The sequence below is a fragment of the Methylobacterium sp. Leaf104 genome, from assembly GCF_001422885.1.
Taxonomy (GTDB): domain Bacteria; phylum Pseudomonadota; class Alphaproteobacteria; order Rhizobiales; family Beijerinckiaceae; genus Methylobacterium.
The window spans coordinates 784970-799800 of the sequence record NZ_LMMZ01000001.1; the positions used below are offsets into that span (position 1 = coordinate 784970).

General features: G+C 68.1%; 14 protein-coding genes. 3 read left to right on the forward strand and 11 right to left on the reverse strand.

The features are described 5' to 3' along the window. Positions 1-11: 11 nt before the first annotated feature. The 10 genes from ASF49_RS03695 to ASF49_RS03740 form a co-directional block, all read right to left on the reverse strand. Positions 12-1052 carry a formate dehydrogenase subunit gamma gene (locus ASF49_RS03695; RefSeq protein ID WP_056467733.1) on the reverse strand — a complete coding sequence of 347 codons (1041 nt, stop codon included), beginning with the start codon at positions 1050-1052 and terminating at the stop codon, positions 12-14. Between the two features lie 71 nt (positions 1053-1123). Then, on the reverse strand, positions 1124-1720 hold the full coding sequence (gene fdh3B / locus ASF49_RS03700; protein ID WP_056467736.1) for a formate dehydrogenase FDH3 subunit beta: 597 nt from the start codon (positions 1718-1720) through the stop codon (positions 1124-1126). A 16-nt stretch (positions 1721-1736) separates the two neighbouring features. Further along, positions 1737-4679, reverse strand: coding sequence for a formate dehydrogenase subunit alpha (locus tag ASF49_RS03705; RefSeq protein WP_056467741.1), 2943 nt, complete (start codon positions 4677-4679; stop codon positions 1737-1739). 7 nt (positions 4680-4686) lie between these two features. Continuing rightward, a complete protein-coding gene (locus ASF49_RS03710) occupies positions 4687-4926 on the reverse strand; it encodes a formate dehydrogenase (protein ID WP_056219196.1) in 240 nt (79 codons plus the stop codon). 68 nt (positions 4927-4994) lie between these two features. Further along, entirely contained in the window at positions 4995-5660 is a 666-nt protein-coding gene (locus ASF49_RS03715; protein ID WP_082510785.1) for a TorD/DmsD family molecular chaperone, read from the reverse strand. Positions 5661-5766: 106 nt separating this feature from the next. Continuing rightward, positions 5767-6441 (reverse strand): DUF3306 domain-containing protein, encoded by a 675-nt coding sequence (locus ASF49_RS03720; protein WP_082510787.1) that lies wholly within the window; start codon positions 6439-6441, stop codon positions 5767-5769. Beyond that, the gene (locus tag ASF49_RS03725) at positions 6438-6938 is read right to left on the reverse strand and encodes a DUF3305 domain-containing protein (RefSeq protein ID WP_156652802.1); all 501 of its coding nucleotides are present in this window, start codon (positions 6936-6938) and stop codon (positions 6438-6440) included. The genes ASF49_RS03720 and ASF49_RS03725 overlap by 4 nt, the downstream gene beginning before the upstream one ends. 74 nt (positions 6939-7012) lie before the next feature. After that, a complete protein-coding gene (locus tag ASF49_RS03730; protein WP_056467747.1) occupies positions 7013-8023 on the reverse strand; it encodes a DUF6352 family protein in 1011 nt (336 codons plus the stop codon). 35 nt (positions 8024-8058) lie between these two features. Then, a complete protein-coding gene (locus tag ASF49_RS03735) occupies positions 8059-8634 on the reverse strand; it encodes a DUF6505 family protein (RefSeq protein ID WP_056467750.1) in 576 nt (191 codons plus the stop codon). Next, positions 8631-9371, reverse strand: coding sequence for a biotin/lipoate--protein ligase family protein (locus tag ASF49_RS03740; protein ID WP_056467753.1), 741 nt, complete (start codon positions 9369-9371; stop codon positions 8631-8633). Before ASF49_RS03740 ends, ASF49_RS03735 begins: the two co-directional genes overlap by 4 nt. Before the next feature lie 286 nt (positions 9372-9657). On the opposite strand from ASF49_RS03740, the gene ASF49_RS03745 reads away from it, so the two are divergent. Together ASF49_RS03745 and ASF49_RS03750 are read left to right on the forward strand one after the other, a co-directional pair. Then, the gene (locus ASF49_RS03745; protein WP_056467756.1) at positions 9658-11655 is read left to right on the forward strand and encodes a 4Fe-4S binding protein; all 1998 of its coding nucleotides are present in this window, start codon (positions 9658-9660) and stop codon (positions 11653-11655) included. 113 nt (positions 11656-11768) lie between these two features. Further along, a complete protein-coding gene (locus tag ASF49_RS03750) occupies positions 11769-12176 on the forward strand; it encodes a GNAT family N-acetyltransferase (RefSeq protein ID WP_162240955.1) in 408 nt (135 codons plus the stop codon). 7 nt (positions 12177-12183) lie between these two features. Here ASF49_RS03750 and ASF49_RS03755 read toward each other — a convergent pair whose 3' ends face one another. After that, complete coding sequence (locus ASF49_RS03755) at positions 12184-13479, reverse strand: c-type cytochrome (RefSeq protein ID WP_056468092.1); 1296 nt, start codon at positions 13477-13479, stop codon at positions 12184-12186. Between the two features lie 187 nt (positions 13480-13666). Between ASF49_RS03755 and ASF49_RS03760 the strand changes: the two genes are divergently transcribed. Next, the gene (locus ASF49_RS03760; protein ID WP_082510791.1) at positions 13667-14824 is read left to right on the forward strand and encodes a molybdopterin-binding protein; all 1158 of its coding nucleotides are present in this window, start codon (positions 13667-13669) and stop codon (positions 14822-14824) included. Positions 14825-14831: the final 7 nt, after the last annotated feature.

The following is a 14831-nucleotide window of genomic DNA, read 5'->3' on the forward strand; positions in this document are numbered from 1 at the left end:
AGCTGGAATGGTCATTCGGCAGCAGCGGGATGGCGCCCGGACAGCTGTGGCCCACTCGCAGTCTTCGCCTGCTCCTGCTCCACCCAGAGATCGTGGTGCGCGCGCGCCCAGGCAAGGTCCACCTTGCCGCTGCCCATGGCATCGTAGGCGCCTTTCATGCCGAGCGTACCAATGTAGATGTGGGCCAGGATGCCCGCGATGAAGGCGATGCCGATCAACGAGTGGATCACCTGCATGACCTGCATGCCGTTGATGTCCAGCAGAGCGAAGGGAAACAGCATCATCAGGCCGGTCACGCTCATGGCGACGCCGAAGCCGGCGACCATCCAGAAGACGCCCTTCTGACCCGCGTTGAAGCGGGCCGCGTGGGGGTGCTTCTTGCCGATGAACCCGCCGCCGGCCTTGATCCAGGCCCAGTCCAGACGGTTGGGGATGTTGTCCTTGATCCAGACCACGAACATCATCACCACGCCGAACATGAACGGCCAGGCGAGATAGACGTGGCTGTACTTCGCCCACTGCGCCAGGGCGCCGAAGGCCTCGGGGCCGATCAGCGGCATCAGCAGGCGCTTGCCGAAGATGTAGTTCAGGCCCGAGAGTGACAGGATGATGAAGCACACGGCCGTCATCCAATGGGTGAAGCGCTCGAAGGTGTTGAAGCGCAGGATCTTCCGGCCAGATTCCTGGCTGTGCTCCGTGAGGATGCGCCCGCGCCAGAGGAAGAACGCGCCCAGCGCGGCGATCATGCCGAGGATGAAGGCGGCACCGATCCACGGCAGGTAATGCTCGCGGAACGACTGGTACTCGCGACCCTGCGGTTGGATCAGGTTCGCGGCCTTCCGGTCCGGAATGCTGATCCGACCGGTGATCTTGTCCGCGTTCTTGAAGAGAAACTCTTCGTTCACCGAATCCGCCGTGGGCTTGGCGCCCATGGGGTTCTGCCCGTCCTGCGTCATCGGATTCTGGGCCTGCACCGGTTCGAACGCTGCCGGCGCGGCCAGGAGCGTCGACGCGACGACGAGGGTGCTGAGGAGCGTAACTGACCGCCGCATCGGCGTTCCTTTCGATGGCGTGTCGTCGCGGAGCCGGCGGATTGCCGCCGGCCCTTGGGGCGAGGAGGCGATCAGAGCGCCACGGTCTCGCGATAGGCCGTCTTCCAGCCCCAGGCGCCGGAGCCGTAGCCGCGCTTGATCACGCGCTGCTTGTAGATCTCGGCGATCATCTCGCCGTCGCCGGCGAGCAGCGCCTTGGTCGAGCACATCTCGGCGCAGAGGGGTAGCTTGCCCTCGGCGAGGCGGTTCGAGCCGTACTTCTCGTACTCGGCCACCGACAGGTCCGGCTCAGGACCACCCGAGCAGTAGGTGCACTTGTCCATCTTGCCGCGCGAGCCGAAGTTTCCGACGCGCGGATACTGGGGCGCGCCGAAGGGGCAGGCGTAGAAGCAGTAGCCGCAGCCGATGCAGATGTCCTTGGAGTGCAGCACCACGGCGTCGGCCGTCGTGTAGAAGCAGTTCACCGGGCAGACCGCCGCGCAGGGTGCGTCGGTGCAGTGCATGCACGCCATCGAGACCGAGCGCTCGCCGGGCTTGCCGTCGTTCAGCGTGACCACGCGACGGCGGTTGATGCCCCAAGGCACCTCGTGCTCGTTCTTGCAGGCGGTGACGCAGGCATTGCACTCGATGCAACGGTCGGCGTCACAGAGGAACTTCATACGGGCCATGGTCGATGCGCTCCTCTCACGCGGCCTTGATCTGGCATAGGGTACACTTCGTCTCCTGCATGCCCGTCACAGGATCGAAGCCGTAGGTGGTGACCGAGTTGACGCTCTCGCCGAGCACCACCGGGTCGGTGCCCTTCGGGTAGTAGTCGCGCATGTCCTTGCCCTCGTACCAACCCGAGAAGTGGAAGGGCATGAACGCAACGCCCTTGCCGACGCGGTCGGTGACGAGCGCCTTCATCTTGGCCTTCGAGCTGTTCTCGGCGCCGGTGACCCAGACCCAGGACCCGTCCTTGATGCCGCGCTCGGCGGCATCGCCCGTGTTGATCTCGACGAACATGTCCTGCTGCAGCTCGGCGAGCCACGGGTTCGACCGGGTCTCCTCGCCGCCGCCCTCATATTCCACGAGCCGGCCCGAGGTGAGGATGATGGGGAAGTCGCGCGCCACGTTGCGCTCGACGGCCGCCTTTTGCACCGAGAAGCCGATGTTCGGCATGCGGAACTGCCGCTCGTCGGGCCGGGTCGGGTACTTGGCCACGAGATCGGGACGGGGCGAGTAGACCGGCTCGCGGTGCACCGGCACCGGGTCGGGCAGGTTCCAGGCATTCGCCCGAGCCTTGCCATTGCCGAACGGGATCACGCCATGGTCGAGGCAGACCCGCTGGATGCCGCCCGACAGGTCGGTGGCCCAGCTCACGGTGTCGGGTTTGTCGCCGCCGATCTTCAGGATCGTGGCGAGTTCGTCCGCCGTCAGGTCCTTGTCCCAGCCGAGCTTCTTGAACACCCCGAAGGTGAATTCCGGGTAGCCGTCGGTAAGGTCCGAATCCTTGGTGAAGCTGTCCTCGGCCAGCAGGGTCTGTCCGTTGCGCTCGGTGCCGAAGCGGGCCCGGAAGGTGCTGCCGCCGTCCTTCACGTGCAACGACGTATTGTAGAGGATCGCCGATCCGGGATGGCGCAACTCCGGCTTGCCCCAGCACGGCCAGGGCAGGCCGTAATAGTCGCCGCCCACCTCCGGGTCGTCCTTGGGCGCCCGAAGGGTGATGAGATCGAACTTGTGCTGGTTGCGCATATGCGCCTTCAGCCGCTCCGGGCTCTGGCCGCAATAGCCAGTCGACCAGCCGCCACGGTTGATCTCGCGCAGCAGGTCCTCGGCGGACGGGACGTTGTTCTCGACCTTGATGTTCTTAAACAGCGTCTCGGCGAAGCCGAGCTTCTTGGCCAGGAGGTAGAGCACCTCGTAGTCGTTCTTCGACTCGAAGGCCGGCTTCACGATCTGCTCGCCCCATTGCAGCGAGCGGTTCGAGGCCGTGCGGGAGCCTTCCATCTCGAGGGAGGTACAGATCGGCAGCAGGTAGGTGTTGTCCTGCCGGGCATCGAGGGCCGCGAAGGTGGTCGGGTGCGGGTCGGCGACCACCAGCAGTTCCAGCTTGTTCATGCCCTCGATCGCCTCGGGCAGGCGGGTCACGGTGTTGCCGCCGTGGCCGAACACCATGAACGCCTTGATCGGGCTGCGCTGGTCGATCTGTTCCGGCGGCAGGTTCACGGCGTCGAACCAGCGTGTCGAGGTGATGCCGGGCGCCTCCATGTTCTCCTTGCGCGAGCGGGCTTTGCGGCCGGCGGCGGCGGGAACCTCGTCGAAGCGGGACTGCAGCCACTCGTAGGGCACGTCCCAGACACGGGCCCAATGGCGCCAGCCGCCCTCGACGAGACCGTAGTAGAGCGGCAGCGACGTGACATCGAGGCCGAGATCGGTCGCGCCCTGAACGTTGGTGTGGCCGCGGAAGATGTTCGCGCCGGTGCCGGGCTTGCCGACGTTGCCGGTGGCGAGACACAGGATGCAGAGGGCGCGCACGTTGGCTGTGCCGACCGTGTGCTGGGTCGCGCCCATGCACCAGATCAGGGTCGCGGGCTTCTCCTTGGCGAACTTCTCAGCCACCCGGCGCAGCTGCTCGCCGGGCACGCCGGAGACGCGCTCGACCTCCTCGGGCGTCCACTTGGCGACCTCCTTGCGGACATCGTCCATGGCGTAGACGCGCTGGCTGATGAACTCCTTGTCCTCCCAGCCATTCTGGAAGACGTGCCAAAGAATGCCCCAGACCACCGGGATGTCGGTGCCGGAGCGGATGCGCACGTACTCGGTGGCATGGGCGGCCGTGCGGGTGAAGCGCGGATCGATGACGATCATGTTCGCGCGGTTGATCTCCTTGCCCGACAGCACGTGCTGCATGGAGATCGGGTGCGCCTCGGCGGGGTTGCCGCCCAGGATGATCATCGTCTTGGCGTTGCGGATGTCGTTGTAGGAATTGGTCTGGGCGCCGTAACCCCAGGTGTTGGCGACGCCCGCCACCGTGGTCGAGTGGCAGATGCGCGCTTGGTGATCGACGGAGTTAGTGCCCCAGAAGGCACCGAATTTGCGCATCAGGTAGGCCGCCTCGTTGGTGAACTTGGCCGACCCGAGCCAGTAGACCGAATCCGCGCCGTTCTTCTCACGGATGGCACCGAGCTTGTCGCCGATCTCCTCGATCGCCTGCTCCCAGGAGACGCGCTGCCACTGCCCGCCGACGAGCTTCATCGGGTACTTCAGGCGGCGGTCGGACGAGACCAGCTCACGGATGGCCGCGCCCTTGGCGCAGTGCGTGCCGCGGTTGATCGGGCTCGCGTATGACGGCTCCTGGCCGACCCAGACGCCGTTCACCACCTCGGCCGTGACGGTGCAGCCGACCGAGCAATGAGTGCAGACGTTCTTCTTGATCTGCACGTCCGGCGACGTGGCCGAAGACCCGGCCGCGCGCGCCTGACGAACCGACCCCAGTTGGATCGTGCCGGCCGCCGCGAGGGCGCCGGCGGTCAGGCCGGACTTCTTCAGGAAGCCGCGCCGGTCGAGCACGCCGGCCGCGAGGCCCGCGGCGACGGCCTGATGCTTGGTGCGGCTCGCCTCGCCGCTCTTGCGCTTCGTCAGCATCGCAGGCTCACTTCTTTCCGGCGTTCGTGCTGTTCTGGAGGGTCTCGTAGCCGTTCGTCCGGTAGAACGCCTTCACCTCGTCCGTGAGGCGGTAGCGCGACCGGGTCTCGTCCGTGCCGGGGTCATAGGCCTGCGCCTCGGTGACCGAGAGCGGCGAGGCCATGCCGGCCGCAGCCGCCACCGTGCCGCCGCCGAGCGCACGGAAGAACTGGCGACGGCCGAGCTGGTCCTTCTGATCCTGTCCCATCGCTCAAACTCCTCAAGCGACTCTCGCCCGAAATGGGCGGAACGCGATGATCCAAAGGGATGAATGCCTCAGGCATCCATCGCGAAAGCCGCCGCCTCGATCTCGAGGAAGGCGCGTCCCAGCGCCCCCACCGGACGGTAGAAGCGCGCCGACTTGGCGTGCTCCACATCGGCGAAGAAGCGCTCGCCCCACGGCGCGATGTGCCGGAGGAAGAACGCGCGTGCCGCGCCGGGCTTCGCCTCGAACCGTCCGGCCGTGAGGCCCGCCATCACATCGAAGAGAATCGCGAGGTGATCCTCGGGTTCGGTCGTCCCTGGCTCTCGCTCGATGCCAAGCGCCGAAAGATCCTCGCGAACCCGGGCGAGGGGACGCTCGTTCAGGAAGCCGGTCAGGTAGTAGGAAGCGTAGGGGAGAAGCTCTCCGCGTCCGACACCGACGAAGAGGGAAAAGTATTCCTGCTCGACGACATCCGCAGAATTCGTCCTGGCGGCGGAGGCAAGAGCGCCCACCTCCCGTCCCAGCACGCTATCCCCGCCCTTGAGGCCTGCCAGCGCATCGAGGAGCTGTGACGTCGGAGAACGTCCGAGGAGGACCGCGAGAAGATCGTATTGCTGGGCGCGAAGGTAATCGACCTCATCCACGGCCAAGTTCCTTGCCTCGGCCGGGTCGATCCAGTCCGCCACGCCGAGACCCGCTTCGGCCGAGGGCTCTGAAAACGACGCACCGGAACGCATTCGACTCCTCTACCCTTCCGGCCCCGCGCCGCTCCACCTGAGAGACAGCTTAGTTTGGATTGATAATAAAAAGCGTTTCGCGCAACGGCAATCGCGTTTCTTGGGATTAGCTTGGCATCGCGCCGCCATGGCGTCGCAGGCGCGATACAATCGGTGGCGATTGAAACGTGCGCGTGGCTTTTTCGGACGGATGACAGCCATCCTCGACAACGTGCGGGTTTGGCTCGACCTGTGCCGCAAGCACTTGAGGCGCGCTCGGATCCTCTTCCGCGACCGGCGCGACAACGAGCTCCGCTTCGTGTTCTTCCTCCTGGCTCGCGGAGGTTTCAGGGGCGGGCTGCGGGGCATGGCCCGTCATGATGCGCTCGACCATTGCCTTGATGTCGTCCGTGGGCAGCATCGGACCGAGTCCGGGAACACCGCCGGGCGTGTTCCAGTCATAGGCGTATTCCCGTGCTTCGCTGACGAAGTCGCGAATGGCCGGATCAACGGACCACATCCTCCGAAGGGCGGCCTTCCGTAGGACCGCCGGAATACCGGCTCGGAGGAAGGGCGCGAGTTCGGTCTCGGCGGTCAAGTCCTCGATCCTGGGCAATCGGGCGATCGCTTCCGCCAAGCTTTCGGCCTGCGTCGTCGATTCCTGCGTGGACTGCGCTTCGATGGTCGACTGAGGTTCGGGCGGGGAATGGGGCGTCTCCATCACCGGCACCGCCTGCACGCGTTCCTGGCGACGAACCTCTCGCTTGCGCCGCGCCCAGCGCGACAGGATCCCTTCGCTCATTCGCCGCGCCCTTTGCCCTGACCGCCGCGTGCGAGCGCTTCCGGGTCGGCGCGGTCGCGCTTGCGCTTCTCGAATTTCCGTTCGACGTGGAAGGCCTCGAAGAAGGCGAGCAGGATCCCCTGGCACTCCGTCGGCATCGGCACGGTCTCCACGATCTCACCGATGCCTTCGGCCATCGCCTCACCTTCGTAGGGGTCCGCCGTCACGGTTGCGATCTCGTAGGCGTCTTCGCCGAGCTTCCGGAGGGCGACCCACAGAGAGGGTCGACCCGAGACGAGATTGTCGCGGTAATGGGACGTTTCCGCAGGGTGCAGCAGGACCTCATAGGCGCCTGCATAGAAAACCGTCTCCTCCTCCGTCTCCGAGAGCATCGTCCAGTTCGCCACAGGGGGCGCAGCCGGAAGTGCGGCGACGGGAAGCCAGGCATGCGTCGCCCAGGGGCCGCGCAGGCGCCGACGTGCCACGAGGATGCCGACCTCGAAGTGGTTCTGGGGCATGGCCCGATCCTGCATGGGTCCGCGGGACACCTGCCCGGCGTTCATTGCATCAACGCTTGATAAATCGTTCGGCATCAGCAGGACGCCTCGGTCTTTTTGAAAGGGAAGCCGACGATCAGGTTCTGCGGCTTCATCGCGACGAGCTTCGCCTCGTTCGCGGCCAGCAACAGGTAGACGGGCCGGTCACCGATCGAGTCGTCCAGGCGGCTTCGGTCCGCGAAGCTCAGGCTGAAGATCGCGATCACGCGCTCCCGGTCATCGCCCGAGACTGTCTCGCCTCGCCACAGGGCGTTGCCGATCCGGGTCGCCTCGGCGTCGAGGCCGACGAACCAGCGCCAATCGGGATCTTCCAGCCGGTCGAGCGGCGCGACCCGAACCTCGACGTTCAGGAGGTGCCCGACGAAGGCTTCGATCACCCGGGCAAGGCCCTCGCGGCTGCGCGTGCTGGAACCGAGGTTCAGGGCCATTGAGAAGGCATCGGACCGGCTCCAATAGCTCCAAGCGTTGTCCTCGTTGAGGATGTCGAGCTCGTTCGCCGCGTCCTTGCCCAGCATGGCAACCAGCGGCGAGAGCGGCGCACTGCCTTCTCGCGCCTCGATCACCTCGGCATCGGCCAGGAGAACGGCCCCATCGAGACGGCTGATCCGCTGGGGCCGGAACATCAACTCGGCGGCCCGCAGCACGAACGGGTCGTCGCAGCCGTCGAGGGCGTTGCGCAGGATCAGGTGCACGAGCTGATTGAGGAACAGGGACGGGATTCCCTGCAGGCCCTGGCGGACCATCCCGAGATAGGCCGCCTCGATCGAGCGTGCGTCGAGCAGACGGTCGCGGAAGGCGAGGAGCACCTCCCAGTTCTCCCGTGCATCCGAGTCCGCGATGGCCGCCACGGTCTCGGGCGGCACCGCGCGGCGCGGGGCGGCGACCAGGTCGGCGTAGAGCCTGCGCTCCGCCGCGCAGGCCTCCTCCGGCGGCACCAGCTCGGGACGAGCGAGGTAGGCGAGGATCAGTTCATCGGTGACCGCCAGCCCGCCGCCCGCCGTGCGCTGCGTCAGGTGGTGGCCGCTGGAGACCCAGAATTCGGTCATCGCGGGGCCTCTCCGGTTGCGAAATGCGCCATCGATCAGGCTCCCGAGGCTGTCGGAGACCGCGCGAGGCCGATGAGGTCGGCCCGCTCCTCGTGCTCCTCGTCATCTGTCTCCACGAAGCGGAAGGCGCGGGCCTGGGCGTGCAGGCGATCGGCACCCGGCGTTCCGCCAGTCCGCTGGTGGAGCGTCCGGAACGCTTCCGAAATCTCGCCCGCTTTTTGCGTCCGGTGCATCGCCACGACGCTCCCGATCGGCACGAAGCAGAGCGAGGCGGCGAAATCGATTTCTTCGCGGGCCGACGCCCGCGCGGTTTCGCGGTTCGGTGCGCCGAGACGTTCGTGGATGTGGTGGGCAAGGGCCTCCACCGCTGCGTCGCGCTCGGCCTCGGTGGCCTCGCTCACCACCACGAGGGTCGAGAAGCCCAGAGAGTTGACCCCGACGAACCCTGAGCGGAAGGCGGAGCGAGCCTTGCCTTCGAGCACGGTCAGGTCCTGGTCCCAGAACAGGAACGATCCCGTCACCGCCCACTCGCCGGGCTCGGCCGGATGCGCGAAGACGAAGGTGTCCGAAGGGTCGAGCCGCAGGGTACGCGGCAGCTTGAGTGAAGTCATAGCCGGACCGATCCCGTCTCCGGATCGAGCCATGCTGACGCGCGCAGCAGGGATGCCAGCGGCCAGTGCTCGGACCCGCCGAGGACGACGTCGCCAGCTCGGTCGATGCGCACCGGCACACCCACCGGGGTGGGAAGGTGCGCCAGGTAGCGCGCCGCGATTCCCTCGAAGCCGTCCTCGGTCCAAACGGAGAACGTGCGGCTGAGATTGCGCGCGAAGCTCTCCACCAGCGCATCGCGGATGTCGGCCGGAAATCCCTCTTCGTCGAGCGCGGTCGAGCCCGGGGTGAGCCCCGGATCGCCGATCTCCGCCTTCGAGAGCAGCAGCATCGCGGAGAAGACGAGCCAGTCCGGGACAGAATGCTCGTCGCAGCCGTCGGGCCAGCCCAAGCGCCCACCGCCGAGCCGCGCGCCGTCGAAGATCAGGACATCGGGCCAGCCGAAAGTCAGCGGCATCTCGGGTGGCCCGTGGGCACCGACCGCATCGGCCAGCGCCGTCATGGCCGCGAGGAAGGCGCGCCGAGCCGAGGACAGCGGTTCCTCCGGCGCCAGGATCACCGCGACGTCGAGCACGTCCGCGCGCTCGGCGAGAAGCAGCGCTCCGGCAGCGTCGGCCCCATCGCGCTTCGCCAGCGCCACCGCTTCACGGAACGTGCCGGCAGCCGACGAAACCACCCGGGCGGTGAAGGCGGGAGGCAGGACCAGGTTTGTCGCGGTCGTGGCGTGGCGGACTGTCATCGGAAGGCGGAAGGAGCTCGACGTTGGATTCTGGGTGGCAGACGCCCGTCCACGACATGTCCTGCCGACGACGGCGTCACAAGTCGCAAGATGCGCGCGGGACGCGACGTCGCTGCGCGGTGATGCCGGATCATAGTTTTGAACCATTTGAGTATATGGCATACGAACGACGACGCGAAGAGGCGACGCCACGCACGCGCATCCGCCGTCGTAATCCTTCTTCCGCTCGATCCAGGATCCGTCCGTGTCAGACCGTATCGTATTCGCCTGCTCCTGCGAGAAGACGATGCCGCTCGATGCCGATGCGATCGCGCGCGGCTGCACGGGCTCCCTGAAGCTTGCCGACCAACTCTGTGGCCGAGAGCTCGACCTGTTTCGCAACGCTCTGCGGGCGGACGGGCCCGTGACGGTGTCCTGCACGCTGCAATCTCCGCTCTTCGAAGAGGTCGCGTCCGAATTCGGCGCAGAAGACCGTGTCGCCTATGCCAAGATCCGCGAGACGGCAGGCTGGTCGTCGCAAGCGCGCGAGGCCGGTCCCAAGATAGCGGCGCTGCTCGCGGCCTCCGCCGAGCCCGTCCCGGATGCGGTGACGGTGCCGATCGAGAGCCACGGCGTGGCGCTGATCTACGGTCGCGACGCGACCGCCATCGAGGTCGGACGCCGGCTCGCCGAGCACCTCGACGTGACGGTGCTGCTGACCCGGCCCGAGTCCGTCGAGCCGCCGCTGCGCAACGACTTTCCGATCGTGCAGGGCACCGTCGCCGGTGCCAAGGGCCGCCTCGGCGCCTTCGAGCTACGGATCGACGACTATGCGTTGCCGGCGCCGTCCTCCCGATCGCACCTCCTGTTCGGTCCGAGCCGCAACGGTGCCACGTCGACCTGCGACATCGTCATCGACGTGAGCGCGGGCACCGCCCTGTTTCCCGCCCACGAGGTCCGGCTCGGCTACATGCGGGCCGATCCGCGTGACCCGGCGGCGGTCGAGCGCGTGATCGCGGAGGCGTCGCACCTCGTTGGCATCTTCGACAAGACCCGCTTCGTGGATTTTCACGCCGACCTCTGCGCGCATTCGCGGTCGCGCATCACCGGCTGCACCCGCTGTCTCGAAGTCTGTCCCACCGGGGCGATCGGCTCGGCCGGGGATACGGTGACGATCGACCCCTACATCTGCGCCGGCTGTGGAAACTGCGCCTCGGTCTGCCCGACCGGGGCCGCCGCCTACGCCCTGCCGCCGGCCGATGCGCTGATGCGCCGCCTGCGTGCGCTGATGCTGGCCTATGAGGCGGCCGGGGGACGTGACGCGGTCGTGCTCTTCCATGATGGCGCGCATGGCGAACCCCTGATCGATGCGCTGGCCCGCCATGGCGACGGGCTGCCGGCCCGGGTCCTGCCCGTGCGGTTGAACGAAATCACCCAGCTCGGACCGGAATCCTTCGCGGCGCTCTTCGCCCACGGCGCTGCGGGCGTCCGGATCCTCGCCCGCGGCCGTCCGAAGCACGATCTCGACAGCCTGCGCCGGGCGGCGACCCTCGGAGACACCCTGGCGCGCGGCCTCGGCTACGGCGGTGCTGCGGCCGATCCCGTCGTCTCGCTGATCGAGACGGATGACCCCGACCTACTGGGAGCTGCTCTGGCTGCAATCTCCGCCGGACGGACGGCCCGCGCGCCGTCACGGTTCATGCCCATCGGCGGCAAGCGCGAGGTTCTACGCTTCGCTTTCAACGAGATGCATGCGGCCGCGCCCGAGCCGGTGGCGCGGATAGCGCTCGCCGCCGGAGCACCGTTCGGCGGTCTGGACTTCCGCACCGCGGATTGCACCCTCTGCCTCGCCTGCGTCGGCGCTTGCCCGACTCATGCGCTCTCGGACAGCGCCGATCGGCCGTTGCTCGCCTTCGAGGAGAGCCTCTGCGTCCAGTGCGGCCTGTGCGCCAATACCTGTCCCGAGAACGTCATCACGCTAAAGCCCGGGGTCGATTTCGAGGCTTGGGCCGCGCCGCGCCGGGTGGTGAAGGAGGAGGAGCCCTTCGCCTGCCTCGCCTGCGCCAAGCCCTTCGGCACGCGCAGCACCATCGAACGGGTCGTGGAAAAGCTGCGCGATCGGCACTGGATGTTCCGTGGCGAGGCGGGCGAAGCGCGCGTTCAGGCGCTCATGATGTGCGAAGACTGTCGTGTCGAGGTCGCGGTGAATCAGGGCTTCGATCCCCATGCCGGACCGGAGCGCGATCGTCCGCGCACCACGGAAGACTACCTGCGTGAGCGAGCCGCTCGCGGCGAGGCGATCTAGCTGGGCGGATCGCGGCCGTGAACGCCTGGACGTGGCGAAGCATGGCGCCTCGCGACCTTGATCGAGTCGTCGCCCTGGCCGACCGATTGTTCCCGGACCATCCGGAGGAGGCGGTGCATTTCGCCGAGCGGCTGGCGCTGGGCGCCCGCCTCTGCCTGACCCTCAGCCATCAGGCTGGAGACGTCGGGGGCTACGCCGTGGCGTATCCCTGGCCACCGGGGCAGATCCCGCCTTTGAACGAATCGTTGGCGCCGGTGCCCATGGCGGAGGGGAGCGCCTACCTGCACGATTTCGGGATCGAGCCCGCCATTTCCAGATCCGGACATGCCCGCGCCGGCCTCGCGATGTTGGTCGAGCGGGCACGAGTGGCCGGTCTCCGGCGCCTCGCTCTGGTCGCGGTCAACCGGACGGTGCCGTTCTGGCAGGGCCAGGGCTTCGAGATCTGCGAGGCCGATCCTGCGATGGCCGCGAAACTCGCGAGCTACGGAAGCGAGGCGCGTTACATGATCCGGGATTTGTGAGGCCGCCTCAGCGGGTCGCCGTGGCGCTCTCCAGGAACTTCACCAGCGCCTCGCGATCTTCCACCCGGGTGATCGTCTGTTCCGGCATGCGCGTTCCGGGGGTGTAGCGGGCGGGGCCGACCTCGAAGAGCTGCGCGATGGTTCGCGCGTCCCAGACGAGGTCCATGCCCTTCAGGGCGTCGGAATAGCGGTAGCCCGGTGCGGTCGCGATCCGCCGGCCCATGATGCCGGCGAGCGTCGGACCGGCTCGGGGCCCGTCTTCGGGGGTGAGGGCGTGGCAGGCGACGCAGGCCCGGAACACCTCGGCGCCGCGATCTCCGTGATACGCGGCCAGCGCATCGGCCGGGCGCGGCATCGCCAGGGGGCCGATCGGCTCGCCGGTGAGTGCATTCCACCGCCGAACCAGACGGTCGCCGCCCCCGGTGAGCAGTTCGCGTCCGTCCGGTCGCCAGGCGATGGACCAGACCGGGAGGCCGGGACCGACGAGGCGGTGCAAGATCGTGCCTGCCGCGCGATCGATGACGGCGACTGCGCCGCCGGCTGTCGCCGCCGCGATCCGGGTGCCGTCGGGGGAGGGTGCAAGGGCGATCACCGGGTTCGGCCCGACCTCGACGGCCGCTCGGACCGTCCCGTCCGAGCCAAGCAGGCGTACGATCGCGTCTCCGCCGGCGACGGCGACCTCGCCGTCCGGGGTCACCGCCAGGGCGTTCAGGATAGTGGGCAGCGTGAGGACCACCGGAACGCTCTGCCGATCTTCGGCAGACGGCCAGATCCGCAGCGTCGCGTCGTAGCCGGCGGTGACCGGCCGCCCGTCCGGCAGGAAGGCGACCGCGTTGACGTTGCCCTGGTGTCCTTCGAGCACCCGCGCCGGACCACCGGCGATCGGCCGGATGCGCGCGGTTCGATCCCACGAGGCCGAGGCCAACAGCATCCCGTCGGGAGAAATGGCCAGGCCTGCCACCGGCCCTGCATGCTCGGCGAAGATCCGCTCGGGCTCGGGCCGACCGGCGCGCCAGACGGCGATGCGGCCATCCTCCGAGGCCGTGACGAACCCGCCATCGGCGAGCGCCGCGACGGCGTTGACCGCTCCGTCATGGAAACGCAGGACGGTGAGCGCCGTCGCCATGTCGATCGCCCAGAGGATCGCGGCCTGATCGAAGCCGCCGGAAATCGCGAGGCCGCCCCCGGGAGCGACGGCCAGGGCTCGGACCGGGCCGCCATGCCCGTGCATCTGCGCATGAGCCGCAGACCCGGACACGCCGAGGGCGAGCCAGCAGAGGGCGAGTGTCCGCAGGGCAGGCATCCGCAACACGAAGGCTTTGATGATTTCCCGCAACGCTGTTCCCGCCACGACGCGCCGGCAGATCAGCCCGGCATCCGAATCTAGACGATCCGCCTCGTCGATGTCCCTGCACGAGGACGGGACCCGGTGACGCGGTATGCTCGGGAGGTGCTTGATCATCGCTCGTCGATGGCGCATCGCTCGGGACATGATCGCTCACGCCCGCAGCGCCATCGCGACGAAGTCCGGCTCGCCCGCACCGGAAACCGGCTCACATCGTACCGCGTCCTCGGCCCTGATGCCTCTGGCGGAGGCCGTCCGTTCGCTGATGGAACGGGTGGCACCGGTTGCTCCCGAGGCGGTTCCCCTCGGCGAGGTCGTCGGCGGGATCTGTGCGGACGATTGTCATGCGCCGCGTGCCATGCCGGATGTCCCGATCGCCCTGCGGGACGGCTGGGTCGTGCGTGGGGCCGATGTCGTCGGCGCCTCGCCCTATGCCCCGATCCCCGCTCAGCGTAAGCCGCCCTGGATCGAGGCCGGGGACCGCTTGCCGGAAGGCGCCGATACGATCTTACCGCCCGAGGCGATCGAGGGCGCGTCCATCGTGGCCGATGCGCCGGTCGGTGAGGGAGTCCGTGCCGCCGGCGCGGAGGCCGCTTCCGGCGCTCTTCTCGTGGCGACCGGCCAGCGGATCACGCCCCTGCATCGCCTGGCCGTCCAGGCGGCCGGGATCGGAAGCCTGCCCCTGCGCCGTCCGCGGCTGACCTTGATCGTCGCCGGAGCACAGGAGCGTGAGACCCTGTCGTCGCTCCTCGCAGACCTCATCGTCGAGGCGGGTGCGACGGTCGCCGAGATTGCGGCTGCTCGGAGCCCGGAGGCGCTCGCGGACGTGCTCCGGATGCAGGACGGCGACGCCGTCCTGGTGATCGGCGGCACCGGGTTCGGCCGAGACGATCACGCTGCCGCCGGACTATCGCTGGCCGGAACCCTGAAGGCACACGGAATCGCGCTGAAGCCGGGAGAGACCACGGGCTTCGGCGAGGTCGGAGGACGGGCGGTCCTGCTGCTGCCGGGACGACCCGATGCGGCGCTGAGCGCGTTCCTGACCCTCGGCCGCGCTCTGATCGCGACGCTGTCGGGAGCCGTGCCGGTCGCCGGCATCTCCGCGCCGCTCCTGCGCAAGGTCGTCTCCACCATCGGACTGAGCGAGGTCGTCTATGCCCGAAGGATGCCCGACGGGCTGCTGCCGCTCGGCAGCAGCGACTTGGCACTCACCAGCCTGATCCAGGCCGACGCGGCGATCCTCGTCGGACCGGATTCCGAAGGATCCCCGGCCGGCAGCATCGTCTCGGGCCTGCCCCTTTGAGCGCCGC